19 protein-coding genes are annotated in these 23,030 nt (G+C 71.5%); 7 read left to right on the forward strand and 12 right to left on the reverse strand.

The window, feature by feature from the left end:
- Positions 1 to 15 precede the first annotated feature (15 nt).
- The gene (locus JK364_RS35155) at positions 16 to 759 is read left to right on the forward strand and encodes a class I SAM-dependent methyltransferase (RefSeq protein ID WP_201855414.1); all 744 of its coding nucleotides are present in this window, start codon (positions 16 to 18) and stop codon (positions 757 to 759) included.
- A gap of 4 nt (positions 760 to 763) precedes the next feature.
- On the opposite strand, the gene JK364_RS35160 is transcribed toward JK364_RS35155, so the two are convergent.
- Together JK364_RS35160 and JK364_RS35165 are read right to left on the reverse strand one after the other, a co-directional pair.
- A complete protein-coding gene (locus JK364_RS35160; RefSeq protein WP_201855415.1) occupies positions 764 to 1,786 on the reverse strand; it encodes a Gfo/Idh/MocA family oxidoreductase in 1,023 nt (340 codons plus the stop codon).
- A gap of 69 nt (positions 1,787 to 1,855) precedes the next feature.
- Positions 1,856 to 2,638, reverse strand: a complete 783-nt coding sequence (locus JK364_RS35165; RefSeq protein ID WP_201855490.1) for a TIM barrel protein — start codon at positions 2,636 to 2,638, stop codon at positions 1,856 to 1,858.
- 255 nt (positions 2,639 to 2,893) lie between these two features.
- Here JK364_RS35165 and JK364_RS35170 point away from each other — a divergent pair, with 255 nt between their 5' ends.
- Complete coding sequence (locus tag JK364_RS35170) at positions 2,894 to 3,925, forward strand: LacI family DNA-binding transcriptional regulator (RefSeq protein ID WP_201855416.1); 1,032 nt, start codon at positions 2,894 to 2,896, stop codon at positions 3,923 to 3,925.
- A 31-nt stretch (positions 3,926 to 3,956) separates the two neighbouring features.
- Here JK364_RS35170 and JK364_RS35175 read toward each other — a convergent pair whose 3' ends face one another.
- Complete coding sequence (locus tag JK364_RS35175; protein ID WP_201855417.1) at positions 3,957 to 5,078, reverse strand: FAD-dependent oxidoreductase; 1,122 nt, start codon at positions 5,076 to 5,078, stop codon at positions 3,957 to 3,959.
- A gap of 385 nt (positions 5,079 to 5,463) precedes the next feature.
- Here JK364_RS35175 and JK364_RS35180 point away from each other — a divergent pair, with 385 nt between their 5' ends.
- Complete coding sequence (locus JK364_RS35180) at positions 5,464 to 7,527, forward strand: phosphorylase family protein (RefSeq protein WP_201855418.1); 2,064 nt, start codon at positions 5,464 to 5,466, stop codon at positions 7,525 to 7,527.
- Here JK364_RS35180 and JK364_RS35185 read toward each other — a convergent pair.
- Positions 7,511 to 8,206 carry a type 1 glutamine amidotransferase domain-containing protein gene (locus tag JK364_RS35185; RefSeq protein WP_201855419.1) on the reverse strand — a complete coding sequence of 232 codons (696 nt, stop codon included), beginning with the start codon at positions 8,204 to 8,206 and terminating at the stop codon, positions 7,511 to 7,513. The two genes, JK364_RS35180 and JK364_RS35185, sit on opposite strands and share 17 nt — an antisense overlap.
- 205 nt (positions 8,207 to 8,411) lie before the next feature.
- Here JK364_RS35185 and JK364_RS35190 point away from each other — a divergent pair, with 205 nt between their 5' ends.
- A complete protein-coding gene (locus tag JK364_RS35190; protein ID WP_230992969.1) occupies positions 8,412 to 9,365 on the forward strand; it encodes a LysR family transcriptional regulator in 954 nt (317 codons plus the stop codon).
- Between the two features lie 32 nt (positions 9,366 to 9,397).
- On the opposite strand, the gene JK364_RS35195 is transcribed toward JK364_RS35190, so the two are convergent.
- On the reverse strand, positions 9,398 to 10,123 hold the full coding sequence (locus JK364_RS35195; RefSeq protein WP_372462048.1) for a response regulator transcription factor: 726 nt from the start codon (positions 10,121 to 10,123) through the stop codon (positions 9,398 to 9,400).
- Complete coding sequence (locus JK364_RS35200) at positions 10,116 to 11,366, reverse strand: sensor histidine kinase (protein WP_201855421.1); 1,251 nt, start codon at positions 11,364 to 11,366, stop codon at positions 10,116 to 10,118. Before JK364_RS35200 ends, JK364_RS35195 begins: the two co-directional genes overlap by 8 nt.
- A gap of 260 nt (positions 11,367 to 11,626) precedes the next feature.
- Between JK364_RS35200 and JK364_RS35205 the strand changes: the two genes are divergently transcribed.
- The 3 genes from JK364_RS35205 (at position 11,627) to JK364_RS35215 (ending at position 16,686) form a co-directional block, all read left to right on the forward strand.
- The gene (locus JK364_RS35205) at positions 11,627 to 14,086 is read left to right on the forward strand and encodes an ABC transporter permease (protein WP_307841469.1); all 2,460 of its coding nucleotides are present in this window, start codon (positions 11,627 to 11,629) and stop codon (positions 14,084 to 14,086) included.
- A gap of 127 nt (positions 14,087 to 14,213) precedes the next feature.
- Positions 14,214 to 15,647: a cytochrome ubiquinol oxidase subunit I gene (locus JK364_RS35210; RefSeq protein ID WP_307841470.1), complete on the forward strand. Its 1,434-nt coding sequence runs from the start codon at positions 14,214 to 14,216 to the stop codon at positions 15,645 to 15,647.
- A 16-nt stretch (positions 15,648 to 15,663) separates the two neighbouring features.
- A complete protein-coding gene (locus JK364_RS35215) occupies positions 15,664 to 16,686 on the forward strand; it encodes a cytochrome d ubiquinol oxidase subunit II (RefSeq protein ID WP_201855423.1) in 1,023 nt (340 codons plus the stop codon).
- Between the two features lie 53 nt (positions 16,687 to 16,739).
- Here the strand turns inward: JK364_RS35215 and JK364_RS35220 are convergent, their stop codons facing one another.
- From JK364_RS35220 to JK364_RS35245, 6 genes are all read right to left on the reverse strand, one after another.
- The gene (locus JK364_RS35220; RefSeq protein WP_230992970.1) at positions 16,740 to 17,609 is read right to left on the reverse strand and encodes an FHA domain-containing protein; all 870 of its coding nucleotides are present in this window, start codon (positions 17,607 to 17,609) and stop codon (positions 16,740 to 16,742) included.
- The gene (locus JK364_RS35225; protein WP_201855424.1) at positions 17,606 to 19,546 is read right to left on the reverse strand and encodes a serine/threonine-protein kinase; all 1,941 of its coding nucleotides are present in this window, start codon (positions 19,544 to 19,546) and stop codon (positions 17,606 to 17,608) included. Before JK364_RS35225 ends, JK364_RS35220 begins: the two co-directional genes overlap by 4 nt.
- A 214-nt stretch (positions 19,547 to 19,760) precedes the next feature.
- Positions 19,761 to 20,195 (reverse strand): septal ring lytic transglycosylase RlpA family protein, encoded by a 435-nt coding sequence (locus JK364_RS35230; RefSeq protein ID WP_201855425.1) that lies wholly within the window; start codon positions 20,193 to 20,195, stop codon positions 19,761 to 19,763.
- A 79-nt stretch (positions 20,196 to 20,274) separates the two neighbouring features.
- Positions 20,275 to 21,123 (reverse strand): glycoside hydrolase family protein, encoded by an 849-nt coding sequence (locus JK364_RS35235; protein WP_201855426.1) that lies wholly within the window; start codon positions 21,121 to 21,123, stop codon positions 20,275 to 20,277.
- 2 nt (positions 21,124 to 21,125) lie between these two features.
- Positions 21,126 to 21,923, reverse strand: coding sequence for a thaumatin family protein (locus tag JK364_RS35240; protein ID WP_201855427.1), 798 nt, complete (start codon positions 21,921 to 21,923; stop codon positions 21,126 to 21,128).
- 22 nt (positions 21,924 to 21,945) lie between these two features.
- Entirely contained in the window at positions 21,946 to 22,701 is a 756-nt protein-coding gene (locus JK364_RS35245; RefSeq protein ID WP_201855428.1) for a chitinase, read from the reverse strand.
- Between the last annotated feature and the right edge of the window lie 329 nt (positions 22,702 to 23,030).

Genomic DNA, 23,030 nt, shown 5'->3' on the forward strand with positions numbered 1-23,030 from the left:
ATAAGGAGTGCGCACGTGCAGGGATACGAATCGTCGACCTACGGCGACCACATGGCCGACCACGACGCCATCGGCTGGCCGGTCGCGAAGGACGAGGACGCGGCGGTGGGGTTCCTCGTGGACGTGGCCAAGCCCGGCCATGCGCTGGAGCTCGGGGTGGGCACCGGGCGGGTGGCCCTGCCGCTGGCGGAGCGGGGGGTGCGGGTCACCGGCATCGACGCCTCCCCCGTCATGCTCCAGCAGATGGCCGACAAGCCCGGCAGCGCACAGGTGCGGGCCGTCCAGGGCGACTTCGCGGAGGCCGCCGTCGACGGGACCTTCGACCTCGTCTACGCCGTCCAGCACACGTTCTTCCTGCTGCGCGACCAGGAGACCCAGATCCGCTGCTTCCAGAACGTGGCAGCGCGGCTGGCCCCCGGCGGCGCCTTCGTCCTCCAGCTGTTCGTCCCCGATCCGCACCGGCTGATCCAGCCGCAGGCCAGCGACGCCCTTCATGTGGCACTCGACCAGGTGGTCCTGCGGGTCTCGAAGTTCGACCGGGTGGCGCAGACGGTCAACCGGCAGTACGTCGCCATCACCGAGGGCGGGACGAAGCTGTACCCCATGGTGTTCCGCTACGCGTGGCCCACCGAGCTGGACCTGATGGCGCGGCTGGCGGGCCTCCGGCTGGAAGGGCGCTGGGACGGCTGGTCGCGGGCGCCCTTCAGCGCGGAGGGCGGGTATGTCGTGGTCTACCGGAAGCCCGCCGAGGCGGTGTGAGGGCCTACGCCACGGTGTCGCCGACCCGGACGGGTCGGTTGGTGGCGACCGACTCGATGGCCGCGAGCGCGACGGACAGGGCGGCGCGGGCGTCCTGTCCGGTGACGGAGGGGGCGCGGCCGGTGCGCACGCACTCGGCGAAGTCGGCGAGTTCGGCCACGTAGGCGTCGTGGAAGAGGTCCTGGTCGTAGGTGACGCATTCGGCGGCGCTGCCGTCCGGGCCGTAGGCGGTCAGATGGTCGCGGCGGATGTCGCCCATCGTGAGCATCCCCGCCGAGCCGAAGACCTCACCACGCACGTCGTACCCGTACACCGCCTGGAAGTTCGCCTCGGCGGTGGCGAGGGCGCCGTTGTCGAAGCGGATGGTGACGACAGCGGTGTCGAGCAGTCCGCGCTCCTTGAAGTCGGGGCGGACCAGGGCGTCGGCGAACGCGAAGACCTCGACGGGCGCGGCGCCGGGGTTGAGGTAGCGCAGAGTGTCGAAATCGTGGATCAGGGTCTCCAGGAAGATCGTCCACGGCGGGATACGGCCCGGATCGGCCAGCTCGGGGTCGCGGGTGAGCGAACGCAGCAGCTGCGGGGTCCCGATGGCGCCCGCGCGGACCTTCTCGTGGGCGGCGTGGAAGCCCGGGTCATAGCGGCGGTTGAAGCCCACCTGGAGGGGGACACCGGCGTCGGCCGCGGCCGCGATGGCGCGGTCCGCCTCCTCGAGGGTGACGGCCATGGGCTTCTCGCAGTAGACGGCCTTGCCCGCCCGCGCCGCGGCCTCGACCAGCCCGGCGTGGGTACGGGCCGGGGTGGCGATGACCACCGCCTCGACCCCGGGGTCGGCGAGCAGCCCGGCTATCTCGGTGTACGCCGTGGCGCCGCCCAGCCGGTCGCCGAGCCCCTGCGCGGCACCGGGGGCCGGATCGGCGATGGCGGCCAGACGGACGCCGGGGAGACGGCGAGCGAGGGTCTCGGCATGGAAGGAGCCCATGCGTCCGGCGCCGATGAGGCCGATGGGGAGGGGGTGTGGTGTGGTCATGCGGATGCTCCATGGGGTCTGTGGGTGGCGGCGTGCGATGAGGGCTGGACGGCCTCGCGGGCGCGCGCTTCAGCGGCTGAAGGCGGTGCGGAAGCGCTCCAGGGCGAGGTCGCTGTCGCCGGAGGCCCACGCCTCCATGGCGACGGTGCCCTCGTAGCCGAGATCGGCGAGGGTTCGGGCGAGGGCGGGGTAGTTGATCTCTCCCGTTCCGGGCTCGCGGCGGCCGGGTACGTCGGCCACCTGGATCTCGCCGATCAGGCCCCGGCCGTGGGCCCGGCGGACCAGCTCGATGAGGTTTCCCTCGCCGATCTGCGCGTGGTACAGGTCCAGGTTCATCCGCAGCCCCGGCCGGTCCACGGCCTCGACCAGGGCCAGAGTGTCGGCGGCCGTCGCGAACGGCACACCGGGGTGGTCCACGGCGGTGTTGAGGTTCTCCAGGGTGAAGGTGACCCCGGTGCGCTCGCCCAGCTCGGCGAGGCGGGTGAGGGTGCGGTGGGCGGCGATCCACATCGGTCCGGTGGCCCCGCCCGCCACCGGCACCACCGGCAGGCCGTCGCCGTCCAGCCCGGTGCCGTGCAGATTCAGCCGGGGGCAGCCGAGCCGCTCGGCCACCTTGACCGACTCCTCGGCGGTGCGCAGGAGTTCGGCCGCCCCGTCCTCGTCCGTCAGGCTGCCGCGGAGGTAGCCGGTCATGGAGGAGAACACCGCACCGGTCCGCTCGAGGGCGGTCGGATCGTGTCGGCTCCAGTCCCAGATCTCGACCTGGAAACCGGCGTCGTGGATGCGCCGCGCGCGTTCCTGGATCGGCAGATCCAGGAAGACCATCTCGGCGCAGACCGCCAATGTGTACATCGCCACTGCTCGCTCTCTCTCCGGCCCCGGCAACGCGGACCAGAACGTTCCAGCTACTAGAACGTTCCAGCCACTAGAACGTTCTAGGGAATGAGCAGCAGTACGCCAGTCGCCGACCACCCCTGTCAAGGGTGGACGGCGGAATCACTAGAACGTTACAGAAGCGAGGGCGCGTGGGCCGGGCCCTGGGCTACGATCGTCGCGCCCGGAAACGAAACCCGACCGAAGACGACACCTCGACCAGGGAGACCAGTGGTGCCACCGACGCCGGCCGCCCCCCACGGGAAGCGCCCGACCCTCGCGGACGTGGCGGCGCGGGCAGGCGTGTCCACGGCGCTGGTCTCCATCGTGATGCGGGACGCCAAGGGCGCCGGTGCCGCCACCCGTGAGCGGGTCCTCCAGGCGGCACAGGAGATCGGCTACCGGCCGGACGCCCGCGCCCGGCTGCTGCGCAGCCACCGGTCCCATCTCCTCGGGGTGCAGTTCGGCCTCCAGCACCCCTTCCACTCCGATCTGCTGGAGGGCGTCTACGCGGTGGCCGAACCCGCCGGGTACCAGATCGCGCTGAGCGCCGTGGCCGCCGGGCGTGGTGAGCAGCGGGCCACCGACACTCTGCTCGCCGACCGCTGCGAGGCCCTGATCCTGCTCGGCCCGCAGGCCCCGGCCGCGCGGCTGGCCGAACTCGCCGCACAGCTCCCGGTGGTCTCCGTGGCCCGGCGGCTGCGCGGATCCGCCCCGGGGGTGGAGGTGGTGCGGACCGCCGATGACGAGGGCGCCCGCCAGGCCGTGGACCACCTGGTGGCCCTCGGCCACCGCGACATCGCCCATATCGACGGTGGCCGGGCACCCGGCGCCGCCGACCGGCGCCGTGGCTATCGCACCGCCATGAGCCGCCACGGCCTGGCCGACCGCGTCCGCGTCCTGCCCGGCGGTCTCACCGAGGAGGACGGCGCCGCGGGCGCCCGCGCCCTCCTCGACGCCACTCCCCGGCCCACGGCCGTCCTCGCCTTCAACGACCGCTCCGCCACCGGCGTCCTGGACACGCTCCTCCGCGCCCGGGTCCCCGTCCCCGACGAGGTCTCCGTCATCGGCTTCGACGACAGCCACTTGGCGCGCCTGGCCCATATCAACCTCACCACCGTCGGGCAGGACATCCCCCGCCTCGCCGAACTCGCGGTCGGCCGGGCCATCGCCCGCCTGGAGGGAGAGCCGATCCCCGACGGGGAGGCCGTGGTCGCCCCCCATCTCGTCATCCGGGGCACCACGGCCGAGCCCGCCTCCGTCTGAGGCGCGAGGACCGGGCCGTTTCACCGTTGCCTCAGAAGTCGGGTATATCGGCGGACAGCAGGTGCTCCGCGCCGCCTTCGAGGGCCTTGGCCATCTCGCTGGAGCGGGGGAGCATGGTCTTCTCGTAGGTGCGGATGGCGTCATCGACGGTGGCCGCGTTCGCGAGAGCGAGGGCGAGCTCGCCGGCGTCGAGCATGGCGAGGTTGACGCCGACACCGAGCGGAGGCATGAGGTGGGCGGCGTCGCCCAGCAGGGTCACGGTCGGGTTGTGCTCCCAGGTGTGCGGGGCCGGGAGGGCGAAGAGCGGGCGGTCGACGTAGCGGCCGTCGTTGGTGGTGATCATCTGGCGCATGCGGGGCGACCAGTGGGCGTACTCGTCGAGCAGCAGGGCGCGGATGCCGTCGGTGTCGTCGGCGGTCAGGCCGCTCATGGTGAGCCAGTCGACCGGGACTCGCCGGATGACGTAGACGCGGATGTGGTCTCCGCTGTTGCGCTGGGCGAACAGGCCACGGTCGCCGTCGGCCGCACCGGCGCTGCCCGAGCCGACCAGCTCGGCGATGTCGGGGTGCCGGTTCTCGACGTCGGAGAACCATGCCTCCAGGAAGCTCACTCCGGTGTACTCGGGGACGGCCGAGGACACGGCCGGGCGTACCCGGGAGGAGGCGCCGTCGGCGCCGATGACCAGATCGGTCTCGGTGGTCGTGCCGTCGGCGAAGGACAGCCGCCGCGGCCCATCGGCGGGCCCGCCGACCCTGTCGAGGGCGCGGCCCCAGTGCACGGTTCCCGGGTGCAGGGAGTCGAGCAGCAGGTTGCGCAGCTGGCCGCGGTCGATTTCCGGTTTGAACAGGTCACCGGCCTCGGGGACGTGATGGAACGTCAACGTGCCGGCCGGGTCCATCTGGCGCATTTCCTGCCCTTCGGGGCGGGCCAGCCTGAAGAACTCGTCGAGCAGGCCGGCTTCACGCAGGGCGATCTGGCCATTGTCGGCGTGCAGGTCGAGGGTGCCGCCCTGGTTGCGCGCGCCGGGGCCCGGGTCACGGTCGTAGACGGTGACCGCTATGCCGCGCCGCTGGAGGATACGGGCGCAGGTCAGTCCGCCGGGTCCGGCACCGATGATGCTGATGCGGGCGTGGGCAGGTGCTGGGGAGGTCATGGCGGTTCCATTCTTCGGCGAAGAGGGGCACGGGGCGAGCAGGGCCGGTCGTTCCGGCGTCGGCCTCAGCCTCGGACACGCCTCGCACCGCCTTCTTGATGAACAGGACGGCGACCAGCGATGCGGTGCGGACGATGACCATGCCGAGGAAGAGGTGTCGCTCGGGTACTCGCAGACCCCAGAAAAGCAGACCCGGTAGAAAAGTGCAACGAGTCAACTTAGTCATCGATGCAACTATCGGATACGCTCAAGCCATGACCGGCGCCATCGCCGACAGGCTGGCAACCGCCGAGCGCCCGGGACGCCGCGGCGACACGGCGATAGAGTGCCCGGGAATGTCCCTCGATCACTGGAGAGAGCGCGGTTGAGCGACACAGTAGTGATCTTGACCGCACTGGGCCTGGAGTATGAGGCGGTGCGGGCGTACCTCAGGAATCGGGACTTCGTCCGCCATGAGACCGGCACCGTCTTCGAAGTGGGCACGCTCGCCGGGACCGCGTGGCGGACGGCGCTGGCGGAGGTCGGAGAGGGCAATGACTCGGCCGCCGTCGTCACCGAGCAGGCCCGCCAGCTCTTCTCGCCCAGAGCGCTCCTGTTCGTGGGAGTCGCGGGCGCGCTCAAAGACGACCTGGCACTCGGTGATGTCGTCGTCGCCACTCGGGTGCATTCCGTTCACGGCGGCAAAGACGCCCCCGAAGGATTCCTGGCCCGTCCGGAGGGCTGGGCCGGTTCACATGAGCTGGTGCAGTCGGCCCGGCACGCACTGCGTGGCCAGTCATGGCACCCGGAGCCGACACCGGGTGACACCGACGGGCAGCGCCACCCACGCGTGCACTTCAAGCCCATCGCGGCCGGTGACGTCGTGCTCAACTCCGCCACCTCCGTACTACGCCGGCAGCTGCGGACGCACTACAACGACGCCGTGGCCATTGAGATGGAGAGCGCCGGAATGGCGCATGCCGCCCAGATCGGCCATGTCGAGGCCCTGACCGTCCGGGGCATCAGCGACATGGCCGATGGCAATAAATACGCGGAGGCCGACACCGAGCACCAGCCTCGCGCCGCCGCCCACGCCGCGGCGGCCGCGGTCGCCGTGATACGTCATCTGCCACCGCCCCAAGCGCCGTCCGCCCCACTCAGCCGGGCAGCGCTTCCCTCCTCGGACCGCGATGGCCTTCCCAGCACCCCCCGGCGCGGAACGCCATTGTCGCTCCGGCACCTGTTGTCATGCTTCGCGGACGCACCGCTGCCGCTGTATGTGCTCTCCCCCGCGGCGATCTCGGCAGTCGGCATACCCGAGCTCTCCGCTGACCGGGTGGCGGACGAGATAAGTGAGTTCACCGTCGAGCCCGTCACGGCATCCGGGGAACCCGGCGAACCCATGGTGCCCTGCATCAGGGCGGGCGCCGCAACGCCGATGGACGCCGCATGCGAAACGCCCGATGAACGTGCCCGCCTGTGCACATATGCGGGCGCGCTTCTGGATCACGCCGTGGCGGCACCCCCGGACGACTCCGGCCTGCCCCTCCTGACCCCGCACGTACTGGCCCTGCTGTGGCGCCGCGACGGCGATCCGGCACGGTCCATCGCGGCCGCGCGCCGAGTGCGGGACGCGTACCTGGCGCGCGGCCGCCACGAAGACGGGCTGCCCCTCGCCGTCCAGCTGGTGATGAGCGGCCAGGGTGACCTCAAGGACGACCTCGCTCTCGGCCAACTCCACAGCGGGCGGGGGGACTTCGGCGAAGCCGAAGTCGTGCTCCGCCGGGTCCTCGCCAAGGCGGAGAAGGACGCCGCCGAACACGGGCTGTCGCTGGCCGGGCGAACCGGGCCCAGCATGAGGGACGTGCTCACCAACGACGCCGAAGGCCCGTTCACCCGAGATCTCTCCCAGACCCAATGCGACGTGCTTGGTTTCGCCGCCAGAGTTCAGCACGCCCTGGGCAACGCGCTCTACGGCCTGCGGCGGTACCCCGAGAGCGAGAGGCTGCTGCAAGCCGCCGTAGGGCTGCTCTGGAGAACCCAGGGGGCGGAGCATCCGGGACGCATGCTCGCCCAGATGCACCGAGCCCAAGCGGTCGCGCGGCAACATCGATGGGAAGAGGCACTGGGTCTGGTGCACGATGTGATCCCCTGCGCCGCGCGGCTTCGGCTCGACCAGGACAGCCCGGAGGCGGACGCGCTGATCCGCCTGGCGCATGCCGAGGTGACGGCCGAGATCGTCGCCTCTCGCCAGCGCGGCGACGTGCAGCGCACACGGGGCGTCGGGATGTTTCCGGCCCCGGTGGTGAAGTGGCTGGAGCGCACGGTCACCCCCACTCGACCGGACAGACTCACCTGGGCCGACGTGCGAAGTCTCCGCGACGACGCCATCCGAGCCTGTGAGCGCGCCTTCGGCGGCGCCCATCCGCGGACAGCCGAGGCCAGGGCGGTGGTCAGCCGAGCTTCTTGAGCAGTTCTTCGGCGAGCGGGCCGGAGGAGGCCGGGTTCTGGCCGGTGATGACATTGCGGTCGACTTCCACATGCGGGGCGAAGGGGTCGCCGACCCGCACCGTCAGGCCCGCCTCGGTCAGCCGGTCCTGCAGCAGCCACTTGGCCTTGTCGGCGTTCCCGGCCAGCTTCTCCTCCTCATTGGTGAAGGCGGTGATCCGGTAGCCCGCGTACGCGTGGGTGCCGTCCTCCGTGACCGCCGCCAACAGCGCCGCCGGGCCGTGGCAGACCACGCTCACCGGCATGCCGCCGCGCACCGCGAGGGTGAGGATCCTGCCCGAGTCCGCGTCGCCCGCGAGGTCCTCCATGGGGCCGTGGCCACCGGGCACATGGACGGCGTCGTATTCGTCCAGCGTTACGTCGCTCAGCGCGATGGGGGCGCGGAACTCCGCCGCGGTCTCGGTGACGCTCCTGACCCTGGCGGCGTTCTCCGGGCCGCCGTTGGCCTCGGGGCTGAGGCTGGCGGAGTCCACGGGCGGGACGACGCCGCCGGGGGTGGCCACGGTGATCTCGTGGCCCGCGGCCTTGAACGCCTCATAGGGGACCACGGCCTCGTCGGCCCAGTAGCCGGTGGGGTGCTTCGTGCCGTCGGCCAGTGTCCACTGGTCGGCACCGGTCATCACAAACAGGATCTTCGCCATGCTCACTCCTCGACGCGATCACGTGCGGTGCGTGTGATCGCTGGATTCTCCTGGGGCGTCGTCGCCGCCCCGATGTGGCGCCGCCGTCCTGGCGGCGTGCTCGAAGGTAGATCCACTGGGCATCGGAACGCCAATAGATCAGTCGATCGAAGGCATCGGGTTTCCGATGGAGGGAAGCGCCGGGCACCGCTCTATGCTGGGCCGCATGGCGGACGGAACACACCAGGACGGCGACATCGTCATCGGCGGGGCGCCCCCGCAACATGCCGATCTGAATCTGCTGCGCACCTTCCTGGCCGTCTACCGCTCCGGCTCGTTCACCGCTGCGGCGCCGCTGCTCGGACTCTCCCAGCCGACCGTCACCGCCCAGATCCGCGCCCTGGAGCAGCAGACCGGACGCGCGTTGTTCACCCGGCTCCCGCGCGGTGCGGAGCCCACCCACCTCGCCCATGACCTGGCCGGACACATCGCCGGGCCACTCGACGCCCTCGCCTCCCTCGGCGGCCGGAACACCGTACTCACCGACCGCACCACCCCCGTCCACCTGGCCGGGCCCGCCGAGTTGCTGTGCGCCCGCGCCCTGCCCGCACTCGCCCCGCTGGTGGCCGAGGGGGTGCGGTTGCGGATCACGATGGGGCTGACCGATCCGCTGCTGGAGGCGCTGCGCGCGGGACACCACGACCTCGTGATCGCCACCAGACGCCCCGGCGGCCGCACCCTGGCCTCGCTCCCGCTGGCGGACGAGGACTATGTGCTGGTCGCCTCGCCCGGCTGGGCCCGGCGCATCGGGGAGCGGCCGGCGGCCGACGGGCCGTGTGCGGCCGTTCGTGACGTACCGCTGATCACCTACGCGGAGGACCTCCCCATCGCCCGCCGGTACTGGCGCAATGTCTTCGGCAAGCGGCTCACCGCCCAGGCCGCGGTGACCGTGCCGGATCTGCGCGGGGCCGTGTCGGCCGTCACCGCGGGCGCCGGTTACAGCGTGCTCCCCCGTTATCTGTGCCAGGACGAACTCACCTCCGGCGGACTCGTCCTGCTCCATGAGCCCGAAGAGCCACCGCTCAACACGCTCTTCCTCGTACAGCGGCCGGGCGCCGACGCCAACCCGGACGTCGCCCGGGTCCGGGAGCGGCTTCAGCGCGCCGCCCGCACCTGGTAGCGCGCATACGCCGGGGACACCCATCGGGCGGTTCAGCGTCCGCCGTTCGGCGAGGACTCGTCCACCATGCCGTGCTCCCAGGCCCAGGCCGCGATCTCGACGCGGTTGCGGGCGGCCAGCTTGCGCTGGACGTTGCCGAGGTGGGTCTTGACGGTGGACAGGGTGACATGGAGATCCGCGGCCACCTCCTCATTGGTACGGCCACGGGCGACCCGCCGGACCACCTCGACCTCGCGCTGGGTCAGCGGCTCGATCAGATCGTCGGGCCCGCTCCTCCCCCGGCGGGCCGGACGGACCTCGGAGGGGGCCGGCCGGTCGCGGTGGGGTGCCATGTGCGCGAGCAGGCGGACGGTCACCGACGGGGAGATCAGCGAGTTGCCCGACGCCGCGGCCCGTACCGCCTCGGTGAGCAGACCGGGTGCGCCGTCCTTGAGCAGAAAGCCGCACGCGCCGTTGCGCAGCGCCCGGTAGACGTATTCGTCGAGGTCGAAGGTGGTGGCGATGAGGACGTTGAGAGGATCCGGCACATCGGGCCCGGCGAGGAGCCGAGTGGCTTCCAGGCCGTCCAGCTCGGGCATGCGGATGTCGAGGAGGCACACATCGGGCCGCAGGCGGCGCGCCTGCTCCACCGCCTCCGCGCCGTTCGCCGCCTGGGCGACGACCCGCATGTCCGGCTGGGAGTCGAGAATCATGCGGAAGGCTGCACGGACCATCTCCTGGTCGTCGGCGATGAGTACCTGGATCGTCATGTCACGCATGATCGCAGGCGATCGTCTCCTCCGTGGCCGTCTTGTCCAGCGGCAGGACCGCCAGGACGTGCCAGCCGCCGCCGTCCCGTGGCCCTGATGTGAGATGCCCGTTGACCTCCTCGGCCCGCTCGGCGAGCCCCACCAGACCGTAGCCGCTCCCCTCGACCGACCGCTCGGCGGCGGACGAGGCGCCACCCTGCCCGTCGTCGGCGACCGACACCTCCAGCCGCTCCGGATCGCCGGGCCGCACACCGATCCGCACCTCCACCCGGCCGGCCCCGGTGGCGTGTTTGCGGACGTTGGTCAGGGACTCCTGCACCACGCGGTGGACCGTGGTGGCGATGCCGGGCGGCAACGGGCGGTCGGCGAGTTCCGGGTCGAGGATCAGTTCGGCGGCCGGCCCCACCGCGGAGAACTCCTCGGTGAGGGCACGCAGATCACGCAGCCCGCGCAGCCTGTGCGGACCCGCCGGATCGCCCGTGGGCCGGGTCGTGGCGGAGGCGGTGGCGTGGTCCCGCAGGCTGGTGACCATGGCCCGCATCGAACCGAGCGCCTGGGATCCGGCCCGCTCGATCTGGGCGAGCATCCGGTCCAGGTCCTCCGGGGACTGGGTGTGTCCGGCCGCGGCGGTGAAGCGCGCGGCTTTGGTCTGCGCGACGATCGCGGTGACGTGGTGGGCCACGAAGTCGTGCAACTCCCGGGCGTGCTCAAGTCGTTGGGCCTGCCGGATGGTCTCGCGCTCCCGCTCCCGCAGTGTGTCGTACAGACGCAGACACAGCCCCACCGCCACCATGAACGGCACAACGCAGACCGCGATGACGGCGATCAGGTTCTTGAGGACGTCGTCCCACAGCTCGATCCGCAGCGGAAGGACCACGGCGGCGAGGGAGGACGCCGCGACCAGCCCGACCGCAGGCAGCGGCGGACAGCGCCGCACGGCGCGGGTGCTGAGCAGCAGCAGCGCGCCCAGTTCCACCATGCCCGGGGTGTTCGGGGGACGCGCGGACAACTGCGCCTCCGTCGCGGTCAGCACGCACGAGACGGCCGCCGCGCCGAGGGCGTAGCGCGCGAAGAGGCGTTCCGGCACGGCGAGCGCGGCCAGGCACAGCACTCCGGACACCATCGTCGCCGCGGCCATCGCCGGACGCGGCGCGTTCAGCCCCTCCAGGACCACGAGGACGACCAGAGCGATGCCCACCAGGCCCTGCCGGAGGTGCCGGAAGCGGAAACGGGACCGGAACTCGGAGATCATGGCAGGTCACGCTACGGTCCGGCCGCCGTCGCCACATCAGACTTTCGGCCGAGGAAACCGGGGAAGCAGCGGGGGCCGCTTCGGCATTCCGGTGGATCCGCCGCGCCACGTCCGCACGAAGGATGGCATCCGGGGCGACCGGAGAGCGCTCAAGCCTGATGCGCCACGCCCCTGCCCCCCTTGCCCGCCAACCCTTCCGAAGGCCGTCGATGTTCCGCACCGCCCTGCGCACCCTCCGATCCCATCGGCTCCGTTTCGCGATGCCCGCCCTCGCCGTCGTGCTCGGTGTGGCCTTCGTGACCGGTTCGCTGCTCTACGGCGACTCCGTCAGAGCGGCCGTGAACCGCGCACAGTCCAACTCCCAGCCCGACGCGTCCGTCTCCATCACCGCGGACCCCGCCGTCCCACACCGGCTCGATGACACGCTGCTGCGGCGGCTGCGCGCGCTGCCGTCGGCGGCCGCGGCGCGCGGTGTGGTGGAGGGCCGCTCCTTCCTCGTCGGCTCCGACGGCACTCTGGTGGGCGATCTGAACCAGGCCGCGGGCGTCAACTACGTGCCCGACGGCAGCGGCGAGGACGTCCGCTATCCGCTCGCCGAGGGCCGTGGCCCCCGCGGCGCCGCGGAGATCGCCGTCGACCGGCGGACCGCCGAGCGGGCCGGGTACCGGGTGGGCGCCCGGGTGCGCCTCGTCGTGGCCGGCACGGCCCGCGACGCCCGGCTGGTCGGCGTCTTCACCGCCCATGACAGCCGGGTGGACTCCGGTGGCACGCTCACCGCCTTCGACACCGCCACCGCGCAACGGCACTTCGCCCCCGAGCCGAAGGGCTACTCGGCCATCACACTGACCGCCGCCGAGGGCACATCGGATGCCCAACTCGCCCAGCGGGCACAGAAGTCGCTGCCGTCCGGGCTGCGGGCGGTCACCCGCGCCGATCTGGAGTCCGGTGCCGCCTCCGACGGGGACGCGGACAAGCTCACCACACTGCTGCTGAGCTTCGCCGGGGTCGCCCTGTTCGTCTCCACCTTCCTGGTGGCCAACACCTTCACCATGCTCAGCGCGGCCCGCGCCCGGGAACACGCGCTGCTGCGGGCCATCGGCGCCACCACGAACCACGTGATGCGCATGGTCCTGACCGAGGCCGCCGTGGTCGGCACGGCGGCCTCGGCCATCGGCTACGGCCTCGGCGTCGGCGCCGCGCACCTGCTGGGCAGCCTGTTCGACGCCTCCGGAGCGGGGAACGCCACCGTGCCCGCGCTGTCCGCCAAACCGCTGCTCGCGGCCTTCGCCGTGGGCATCGGCGTCACCGTCCTCGCGGCCTACGTCCCGGCCCGCCGGGCGGCGGCCGTACCGCCGGTGGCGGCGCTGCGGACCGTCCAGCCGTCCACCGCCGCCTCACTGCGCCGCCGCAACACCATCGGGCTGATCACCACCGCGTGCGGCACACTGCTGATCGCCGCCGCCGTCGGCGAGCCGAACCTCCTCTTCGGCGCCGCGCCCCTGCTGCTGGTGGGCCTGATCGTCCTCACTCCGCTGCTCGCGCTCGGCGTCACCGGGTTGCTGCGCTCCCCGCTGACCCGCCTGGCGGGCGTCCGGGGCAAGCTGGCGGTGGAGAACGCCCGCCGCAATCCACGGCGTACGGCGGCCACCGCGACCACCCTGATGGTCGGTCTGGCGATGATCACCGCCGTGACCGTGGCCGTCACCTCGGTGAACCGCTACGACGAGCGGGAGGCCGACCGCTCCATGGCTTCGGACCTGCGCATCACGGCCGTCGACTTCGGGGAGGTCGGCGGGGACACGGCGGCCCGGGTGGCGCGGCTCGCCGACGCCGAGGCCGTCACCCCCGTCATCCCCACCTACTTCGACCTCTCCGACAAGACCCCCCTCTCGGTCACCGCGGTCGATCCCGCCACGGTGGAACGCGCCGCGTCGCTCACCGTCCGCGAGGGGTCGCTGGACCGCCTCGGCCAGGGCATCGCCGTCACCCAGGAAGTGGCCGCCGCCCACGGCTGGCGGCTCGGCTCCCATGTCACCGGAAGCTTCACCAGTCCGAGCGGCCGTACGCCGGGCACCAAGGCCGGCCTGCCCGTGGTCGCGATCTACGACGGCCCGGAGGATCTGACCCCCGCCCTCGTCTCCGAGCGCGTCCTGCCACGTCCGACCGGCGCCGAGGACCGGCCGAACATCGGCTCGGTCCTGGTCAAGGCCGCCCCCGGCCGCACCGCCGCGCTCCAGGAGGAGATCCGGCGCGCCCTGGACAACCCGGCGCTGCTCGTCCAGGACCGCGCCGACGCGAGGGCCGCCGCCACCGCGCAGACCGAGCCGTTCCTCAACATCATGTACGCCATGCTCAGCGTCACCGTGCTGATCGGCGCCCTCGGGGTGGTCAACACCATGGGCATGGCCGTCTTCGAGCGGGTGCGGGAGATCGGGCTCCTGCGGGCCATCGGGCTGGACCGCGGTGGCGTCGGATCCGTGCTGCGCCTGGAGTCGGTGACCATCTCCCTCTTCGGCTCCGCGCTCGGTGTCGTCGCCGGTACGGCCATCGGCGCGGCGGCCGTCCTCGGCCAGGAGGCCGTTCCGCTCGTCATCCCCTGGGACAGGACGGCCCTCTTCTTCCTCGCGAGCGCCGCGATCGGCGTCCTGGCCTCGCTCCGGCCGGGGCGGCAGGCCGCGCGCATCCCGATGCTGGAGGCCATCGGCGCGGACACCGAGTGACGGTCGTGGGGCGACCGCCCGTTGCCCCACCCCGGCGTGTCGCGGCCGGGGAACCACCGCGACACGACAAAGGCGGGTAAAGGTGTTTTTCCGGGATGGGGGGCTCAGCGACGAGTGAGGAGCGGCCGTGCCCGCTGTCGACCAGCATCCGTGGCCGCGGGCCGCGGCCGTGGTGAGGGACTGGCTGGCGGGACCGGCCACATCCGGCGATCTGTCCGCGGCCCGCGCCCAGATGGGCTTCTCGCTCGCCTGGCACATCATCCTGGCCTGTCTGGGTGTGGGGCTTCCGCTGCTCACCCTGATCGCCGAGTGGTGGGGCGTGCGCACCGGCGACTCCTCGTACCGGCTGCTCGCCCGGCGCTGGGCGCGGGCCATGGGGGTGCTGTTCGCCGTGGGCGCGGTCTCCGGCACGGTCCTCAGCTTTGAGATGGGGCTGCTGTGGCCGGGGCTGATGGGCCGTTACGGCCAGGTCATCGGGTTGCCGTTCGCCATCGAGGGGATCGCCTTCTTCATCGAGGCCATCTTCCTCGGCATCTACCTCTACGCATGGGACCGGCTGCCGCCGCGCGTCCATATGCTCACCGCGATCCCCATCATCGTCGCCGGTGTGGCCTCGGCGTTCTTCGTGGTGTGCGCCAACGCGTGGATGAACCAGCCGCGTGGCTTCACCGTCCGCCACGGCAGGGTCGTGGACGTCGATCCGCTCGCCGCGATGTTCAACCCGGCCAGCCCGCCACAGACCGTCCATATGATCCTCGCCGCGCTGATGGTGGCGTCCTTCCTGACGGCGAGCGTGTACGCGGTCGCCCTGCTGCGCGGCCGCACCGACCGCTACCACCGCGCGGGGTTCTTCATCCCGTTCGTCCTCGGCGCCGTCGTCTCGCCCGTCCAGCTGGTGGTGGGCGACTGGATCGCCCGCTTCGTGGCCGACTACCAGCCGGTCAAACTCGCCGCCATGGAGGGCGTGTTCACCACCTCCAGCCATGTACCGATCACCCTGGGCGGCATCGCGGGCGACCACGGCATCAAGTACGGCCTGGAGATCCCGAACGGCCTGTCGCTGCTCGTCGGCTTCAGCCCCAGCACGGTCGTCGAGGGGCTGAACCAGGTGCCACCCGCGCTACGGCCCCCGGTCACCGGCACCCATCTGGCATTCGACCTGATGGTGCTCGGCGGGCTGTTCCTGCTCGGGCTCGGGGCCTGGCTGCTGCTGGCCTGGTGGCGCACCCGGCGCCGGGGCGAGACCGACCCGCTGGCCCGCCGGGGCACGCGCCTCTTCCTGTGGCTGGCGTCGTTCAGCGGTCTGGCGGCGGTCGTCTCGCTGGAGTGCGGCTGGGTGGTCACCGAGGAGGGCCGCCAGCCGTGGGTGGTGCAGGGCGTCCTCAGCGTCCGGGACGCGGTGAATCCCGCCCCCGGCCTGATGATCGGGCTGTGGCTGCTGCTCGCGGTGTACGCCGCGATGACGGTGGCCACCGTCTACGTGTTGCGCCGGCTCGCGGGCGAGCGCCCGGTGCCGGTGGCCCCGCAGGAAGCCGATGTGACCGGCTATCCGGTCGTGTGAACCGCTGGAGGTCCTGATGCTCGCGGACACCGTCCTGGCGGTGATGTGGCTGGGTCTGATGTGCTACGCCCTCTTCGCCGGCGCCGACTTCGGGGCGGGGCTGTGGGATCTGGTGGCCGGTGGCAGCCATCGCGGACGGTCGCAGCGCGCGCTGATCGAGCACGCCATCGGACCGGTCTGGGAGGCCAACCACGTGTGGCTGATCTTCGTGGTGGTGATGTTGTGGAGCGGCTTCCCCGAGGTGTTCGCCGCCGTGATGTCCACCCTCTATCTGCCGCTGACCCTGGCGGCGCTCGGCATCATCGCGCGCGGTGCCGCGTTCGCGTTCCGCAAGGCCAGCACCCAGCTGTGGCAGCAGCGGCTGTTCGGGGCCTGCTTCGCCACGTCCTCGGTCGTCACGCCCTTCTTCCTGGGCACGGTCGCCGGTGGTGTGGCCTCCGGGCGCGTACCCCCGGGCCTCGCCGCGGGGAGTACGGTCACCAGCTGGCTCAATCCGGCGTCCTTCCTCGGCGGTGTGCTGGCCGTGGTGACCTGCGCCCATCTGGCCGCCGTCTATCTGTGCGCGGACGCGGCGCGCGGGGGCGGGCCCGGCCTGGTGCGGGCGTTCCAGCGGCGCGCCCTGGTCAGCGGGCTGGCCGCGGGTGCCGTGGCGCTGGCGGGCATCGCCGTGCTGTACGCCGACGCGCCACGGCTGTTCCAGGGGCTCACCCATCGCGCCCTGCCCCTGGTGGTGCTGTCGGCCGTCACCGGGGTTGCCGGGCTGGTCCTGCTCATGCGGTCGCTGTGGGGCTGGGCGCGGGCCGCCGCCGCCCTCGCCGTGGCCCTCATCATCTGGGCCTGGGGCGTGGCGCAGTACCCGCTGATGCTGGTGCCGGACCTCACCGTGGCACGGGCGGCCGCACCGCCGTCGGTGCTGGCCGCGGTGCTGATCGTGTTCGCGGTCGGGGCGCTGCTGCTGATCCCGTCCCTGGGCTGGCTCTACGCGCTCTTCCAGCGCCCGGAGACCGGCGTGGCGGCGGGCGCCGAGGACACGCGCTGAGCGGTCGACGGTCGGGGCACGGCCACGCTGAACGGAAGGAACGCGCTGAGCGGTCAGGCGGCGTCGATCAGGGCCAGGTCCGGGGGAACGAGCGTGGTCGACATCATCAGGGCGCGGATCAGATGGTCGTTGAGCGCGTTGCCGACCGGTTCGCCGACCTCCTCGCGGGTCAGCCAGGGCACTCCGTCCCGGGACAGCATCGTGCGGACCCGGTTGACCAGGTGCTCGACACGCTTCTCGCTCCAGGCCTCACCGGGGCGCGACTCCGCCAGCTGGGCGGCCGTCTGCCTCCAGGTGAGGGGCTGCGGCCGGGGCTCGTGGAGCAGATACCGCTGGCCGAGGACGACGACCGCGAGCTTCTCCTCGTCGGTGAGCACCCATACGCGGGGCGGGCGGGTGACATCCCCGGGCAGGGCCACCGGCCGCTCGGTCTCGGGGCCGCTGACGAAGACCTCCAGCAGATGCTCACGGTCGCGCGAGCCCCGGACGAACAGCGGGGTGTAGCCGGTCTCGAGGGGCAGTGGCTCCTCGCCCGTGAAGAGCAGCCGGGACGGGAACCGGAGCGGCAGCCGGCCGTTGTTGGCGACCCACCAGCGGCCGTGGCGGTGGGTCAGTCTGCCCTGACAGCGGCTGACCTGGGGGTCGTCCTCGCCCACACAGATGTGCACCTCGGGGCGGTTCCGTCCGAAGAGCAGCTCACGGCCGTCGCCGGGGCCTAGGGTCATGCCACCGGTCAGCGCGAGGGCGAAGGCGGTGCCCGGCACCGGCGCGGTCACCCCGCGGGCCAGGCTGCCGTGCGCGGCGGGCAGCGGACGACCGTCTGCGGCGGGACGGCTGGTGGCCGGACGGCCGGTGGCGGGGCGACGGGCGGCGGGTGCCCGCCCGGTGGCGGGGCGGTCGCTGCCGGGAGGTGTTGTGGTCATGATGCCGGGAGTTTCTTCGCGGCCGTGGCGGCGAGCGCCTTGGCGGTCTCGCAGAGCTTTTCGGTGGACTCGGGCCCGTAGACGTTCAACGACATGAACTCGACGGTGTCGTCACCGAGGGAGTTGCGGTACGAGCGGTGCAACATCCGGACCAGGCATGAGTCGTCGTCCCATTCGTTCGGCGACACGGAGCTCCGCTTGCCGGCGATGACCGCCCGCTGTCCGTCGTCCGTGGTGAACTGGTTGTCCCGGTTGAACACCACCTTCACCCCCGCGTCGCCCGAGCCGTCCGTCCACTCGCACTGCCAGTCCCCGAAGCCGGGGTCGCGGTCCGCCACCCGGACACCGGCGATCCGCTTGAGCTCATCGCTGTTCAGCAGCCGGCATGCGTGCCCCCGCAGCAGGGAGCTCGCCACCGGCCGCCCGGAGCGCCGGGGGACCTGGCCGCGGTCCAGCACACTGACCACGTAGTCGGTGGCGGCGTCGCCCAGTTGGCAGGGGTCAGGCGCCGGGGTGTCGAGCCGCTCGGTGATGATCCAGATCTGCTTTCGGTCGGCGGACGCGATGTTCCGCAGGCACTCGTCCCCATCGCGCTGGTACGCGCCGACGGTGACATTGCCGACCCTCCTGGTGGGCACATCGCCACCCGGCTCCGGCGGATCGGAGCTGAAGTTGAGCTGGACGTCGGCGATGTCATCGCCGCTTTCGCCCTGCAGCAGGACATCACAGCGATCGATCTCGCCGTAGTCCGGGTCGAGCACGGTCTCGCCGAAGCGGCTGAGCGAGGCGGGGTTGAGCAACGTACAGGGATCGGCGGTCCGCGCGTCGCCTATGGTGCCGGCCGGGCCCGTCCGGGCCGGCGAGTCGGCCGTACCGGACGCGCCACGCCCGCCGTCCTTCCCGGACCCGCGGCTCTCGTCGGAGCGCCCGTCACCCCAGGGGCCGAAGAGGGTGGCCCAGGCCACCAGGACCGCGGCGGTGCCCAGCGCGGCCGCGGTGATGACCACCCGGCGGCTCGGGCGGCGCCACAGCCCTCGGACGGACGGCGGCACCAGCCGCATCGTGAAGGGCGTGCGGTCCAGCGTGTCACCGTCGTGTGGGTCCTCGAGGCCCTCGAGGTCCTCGATCCGCGGGGACGACGGGGCGACCCGCCGCAGCAGCCGTACGGCCTGGTCGGCGGCGGGGCGCCGCCTCGGCTCCAGATCCAGCAGCCTGGTGAGCGCGTCCACCAGCGGACCGGCCCGGTGCGGGGTCTCGATATAGCCCTCGATGGCCCGCGCCACATAGGCCATGGGATGCGATGCCTCGCCGTACGGGGACCGCCCCTCGATCGCCGCGTAGAGCGTCGCGCCCAGTGAGAAGACATCGGACTTCCGGTCGGCCGCCTCTCCCCTGGCCACCTCGGGCGGCAGATACGGCGGTTTGCCACGCACCCCGCCCGTCTGGGTCATGGTGGCCTCGCTCCACAGCGCCCGGGAGATGCCGAAGTCGGTCAGCTTGGCGACCCCGTCCTCGGTGATCAGGACGTTCTCCGGGGTGACATCGCCGTGCACCACGCCCTCGGCGTGCGACTTCGCCAGCGCGGCGGCGATCTGGCAGCCGATGGAGGCCGCCTCCTCCGGGGGGAGCGCGACCCGGCCGCGCACCATGTCCGCGAGGCTGCCCCCGGACACGTACTCCATGACGATCCAGCAGATCTCGCCCTCGTCCACGAAGTCGAACACCGAGACGATGTGCGGATGGTGCAGCCGTGCGGCGTTGCGCGCCTCGTTGGTCAGGCGCGCCACCGCGCGGTCGTCGTCCGGACGCGCACACTTCACCGCGACCTGGCGGTCCAGCAGTTCATCGTGGGCCCGCCAGACGATGCCCATCCCGCCTCTCCCGATGGGCTCCTGGAGGAGATATCGGTCGGCGACCTTGTCACCGGCCTCCGCCATCACCCGCACCCCCGCTACCCCGCTTCATCACCCGTCACGTTCCAGTGTCGCCACGGAGAGTACTTGCCCGCGAGGTCAGTGGGTAGCGCTACCGGTGGATAGCCCCGGAAAGAGGGAAGCCTCCGGCGCACGACGGTCGCTTCGCGAGCGGGGTGTCAGGGGGCCGGGGTGGAGCGCCGGCACCGGCGCTCCACATCCTTCACCAAATACCCTTTCACCTCACGATTTCTTCCTTGACGACGATGTGGCCGGAGTCGGGATCGAGGACTCCGCCGAGCCGGGAGTACGCGCCGTCGGTCAGGTCCAGACACTTGGGCACGGACGGCGTCCAGCCGAAGGTGCCGCGGTCGTTGACGCGCACGACCAGTGATCTGCCGTTGGCCACGTTGGTGACCTTCACCTTGGTGCCGAACGGCAGCTGCGGGCTACGGCTCAGGGAGGTGGCGGCGGTGTCCGCGTTGTTGTCGAAGAGTTCGCCGCTGGCGGTGTAGGCGCCGGGCGGTATGTAGCCGTAGTGCGTGGCCCAGCAGTTCTGCCCGGGCGGCGGGGTGTCGCTGGTGGCCGCGGTGCTCGTCGGGGCGACGGTCACTACGGCGGTCAGTGCGGCGGCTCCGACCGCCAGTCGGCCGATCAGCGTTGCCTTGCGCATGGCGGAGGACCTCGTTTCGGTTGTCGTGGTGTGGGGTGGTGTGAGTGGTGTGAGTGGTGTGAGCGCGAGTGGCCTTGTCTCAGCCGGCCGCGCGATAGGCGGTGCCGATCTGGTTGGGCGTCGCGCCGTTGTAGAGACCGGTGCCGCCGCGGTCCGCGGAGAGCGTGAACCACGCGTACCGCTGGACGAAGGACAGGCCCTGCAGCATGGCGGTGGACTTCTTCACGAACGCGGCCTGCTGGGCCGGGGTCGGATACCTCGGGGTACCGCTCGAGAAGTCGATCAGCGCGTATTCGGTGAGCCAGATCGGCTTCTGGTAGCGGTTGTGGGTGGCCTGGAGATAGCCGCGCAGCTGTTCGGTCGCGCGGGTGGCGTCGAAGTCGGCGCCGTACCAGTGCAGGGGGATGAAATCGACCTTGTAGCCGCGGTCGGCGGCGCCCTTCATGAAGCGGTCGAGCCAGCCACCGGCGACATCGCCGCCGTAGGCCACCGCGGGCGCGCCGAGCCGCATACCGGTCGACTGGAGCCGGGGCCACAGGTCGAGTGCCCTGGCGACGGTCATATTGGCCTGGCCCGCCATGTCCGGTTCATTGAAGCCGAGCAGGGTCGTGCCCTGGCTCTTGGCCTGGTTGAGTTCGGCGTCGGTCACCGAGCCGGGACCCCAGATCATGGGCACGAATTCGACCCCGGCCGGGGGCTGGATCTGCTGCTTGCCCGAGGCCCAGGTGTAGAACCAGCCGACCTTGGCATCGGACATCGCCGCCGTGACCCCGTTGAACTTCCAGGCGCTGACCCCCTTCTTCTGCACGGCGGCGGTGGATGCCTCGGCGCTCACCGCGGCGGTGGACGCCTCGGCGCTCGCCCGGCCTCCCGCGGTCAGCGCGGCCGGACCCGCCAGGAGTGCGGCGAGAACGCTTCTCCTTCTCATGGTCACGCCCCCGCGTTGAAGGTGATGGTGAAGCCACTGCACTTGCCGCAGTTCTGCATCACCTGGTTGCCGGGCTCCTGGTCCTGCTTGGAGTAGGCGTACGCCTTGGGACACCGGGAGGCGATCGCGTTGCTGTACGGCGTCTTGACGTCCCGGTTGGGGTTGGTGCACAGCATCGGTGTGCCGTCCGGCCAGCGGGTGAGGTTGGCGGCCGGGCAGAACGGCAGCAGGTTCTGTGTGCAGCCCTGGGTGCCGCAACCTCCGCCACCGGCGGGGTTGTTGGGGGCGATCGTGATGGGGTTGGAGAACGCGTTGACGTAGCTCACGTTGTACCAGGGAGCGAGCGTGTCCTTGGTGTCGAAATTGAACTCGGCGAGGCTGACGGGCTGCTCGCCCAGCTCACAGCGGTCGGCGAACTTGCCGCAGTCCCCCACCTCGCAGTGGAAGGTGCTGCCCGAGGCGCCGGTGCATCCCAGACGGGCGAAGAACTTTCCACGCCAGTGGCCGGGGTCGGCGTTCTCGGGGATCGTCACCGACGCCGACTGTCCGGGTTCCAGGATGGGCAGTTTGGCGAATTGCTTGGATCCATCGGCGTTGACCGCGCTGCCGATCCACACCTTCCGTCCGGTGTGATTGACGAAGGTCACCGTGTGGTTGGCGGCGAGAGTGGTCTTGGCCCCGGCGGGTGCGTTGCGGGTCGGCATCGCCACGCTCGTGGCCGCGCTCGTCCCCGCGGTCGGCAGCAGGGCCGCCAGCACCACCAGTGCCGCGGCGGCCAGGCCGATCAGCGTTCTGCGCATGACTCCTCCGTGGGAAGGGTGCTCAGCAGGTCAGATTGGCGCCCGGGGCGACGCCGAGGAGGCTGGTGAACTTCTTGTAGAGGTTGACCCGGTCCTGCATCTGGGCGGGGTTGGCCCCGTTGCACTCCAGCGCGCCGTTGATGGCGCGTATGGTCTGGCCGAATCCGGCGCCGGTGGTCATGGCCTTGTGTGCGGGCATGGAGCCGGGCCCGGACTGGGTGGTCCAGTACCAGAGCGCGGTCTTCCAGGAGATGACGGCGTCCGTCCGCACCAGGCCCGGCTTGTTGAGCAGATTGACGCCCAGCGCGTCGCCCGCCGCCTTGTAGTTGAAGTTCCAGCTGAGCTGGATCGGCCCGCGCCCGAAGTACGCGGCCTTCCCTGCCGGACATCCGTAGGGGCGCGTCGTGTCGCAGTACTTCGGGTAGTTGGAGGTGTCCTGCTCCACGATGTGGCGGAGGCCACCGGTCTCATGGCTCACGTTGGCCAGAAAGGCCGCCGCCTCCCGCTTCTTGACCGTCCCGGTACCTGTCCTGGCGAAGCCGGGGAACCGGTTCATCGCGCTGACCAGCGCGTCATACGTGTAAAACGCGTTCTTGTTCGGAAACATCCGCTGGTACTGGGCCCGGCTCACCACGAAGCCGGCGGCCGGCGCCCGGACCGACGACGAGTCCCGCGCCGTGGCGGAGGCCGCGTCAGCGGCCGAAGGGGGAAGCGCAAGCGCCGATATACCGGCCGCCGCCGTCGCGGCCGTGGCCACGAGGGCACGTCTTATGGGCATGTCTCATCTCTCTTTGGTGGCGGATCTCTTTCGTGGCGGAACATTCGGATGCCACCGCGCCGATGACGCACGGGGACGCGCTCTTCGGGCAGTCATCGGGCGTGGCGACGCACGGGCGACGCGCCGCCGCCCTTGGGGCGGGAGGCCCGTGGGAAGGTGCCGCGTGATGGCGCGGCGGGAAAGGTGCTACGGAAAACTGGTGAATCCACTAGATGTCATGCGCCGCGGCCCTGCCACGGCGGACCGGGGCTCGGTCCGCTCAGACCCTTCGTGGCCGCGACCTGAGGGGGCACACGAAGGAAAAGATTGTCACGATCATGACAATCTCC

This window comes from Streptomyces endocoffeicus (assembly GCF_016741935.1).
Lineage (GTDB): Bacteria > Actinomycetota > Actinomycetes > Streptomycetales > Streptomycetaceae > Streptomyces > Streptomyces endocoffeicus.

Excerpts from the sequence above, each read along its gene's own strand:
- JK364_RS35230 (WP_201855425.1), bottom strand. The coding sequence starts at position 20,195 with ATGCGCAAGGCAACGCTGATCGGCCGACTGGCGGTCGGAGCCGCCGCA.
- JK364_RS35225 (WP_201855424.1), bottom strand. The coding sequence starts at position 19,546 with ATGGCGGAGGCCGGTGACAAGGTCGCCGACCGATATCTCCTCCAGGAG.
- JK364_RS35160 (WP_201855415.1), bottom strand. The coding sequence starts at position 1,786 with ATGACCACACCACACCCCCTCCCCATCGGCCTCATCGGCGCCGGACGC.
- JK364_RS35215 (WP_201855423.1), top strand. The coding sequence starts at position 15,664 with ATGCTCGCGGACACCGTCCTGGCGGTGATGTGGCTGGGTCTGATGTGC.
- JK364_RS35175 (WP_201855417.1), bottom strand. The coding sequence starts at position 5,078 with ATGACCTCCCCAGCACCTGCCCACGCCCGCATCAGCATCATCGGTGCC.
- JK364_RS35220 (WP_230992970.1), bottom strand. The coding sequence starts at position 17,609 with ATGACCACAACACCTCCCGGCAGCGACCGCCCCGCCACCGGGCGGGCA.
- JK364_RS35200 (WP_201855421.1), bottom strand. The coding sequence starts at position 11,366 with ATGATCTCCGAGTTCCGGTCCCGTTTCCGCTTCCGGCACCTCCGGCAG.
- JK364_RS35165 (WP_201855490.1), bottom strand. The coding sequence starts at position 2,638 with ATGTACACATTGGCGGTCTGCGCCGAGATGGTCTTCCTGGATCTGCCG.
- JK364_RS35190 (WP_230992969.1), top strand. The coding sequence starts at position 8,412 with ATGGCGGACGGAACACACCAGGACGGCGACATCGTCATCGGCGGGGCG.
- JK364_RS35240 (WP_201855427.1), bottom strand. The coding sequence starts at position 21,923 with ATGCGCAGAACGCTGATCGGCCTGGCCGCCGCGGCACTGGTGGTGCTG.
- JK364_RS35195 (WP_372462048.1), bottom strand. The coding sequence starts at position 10,123 with ATGCGTGACATGACGATCCAGGTACTCATCGCCGACGACCAGGAGATG.
- JK364_RS35185 (WP_201855419.1), bottom strand. The coding sequence starts at position 8,206 with ATGGCGAAGATCCTGTTTGTGATGACCGGTGCCGACCAGTGGACACTG.
- JK364_RS35235 (WP_201855426.1), bottom strand. The coding sequence starts at position 21,123 with ATGAGAAGGAGAAGCGTTCTCGCCGCACTCCTGGCGGGTCCGGCCGCG.
- JK364_RS35205 (WP_307841469.1), top strand. The coding sequence starts at position 11,627 with ATGCCCGCCCTCGCCGTCGTGCTCGGTGTGGCCTTCGTGACCGGTTCG.
- JK364_RS35245 (WP_201855428.1), bottom strand. The coding sequence starts at position 22,701 with ATGCCCATAAGACGTGCCCTCGTGGCCACGGCCGCGACGGCGGCGGCC.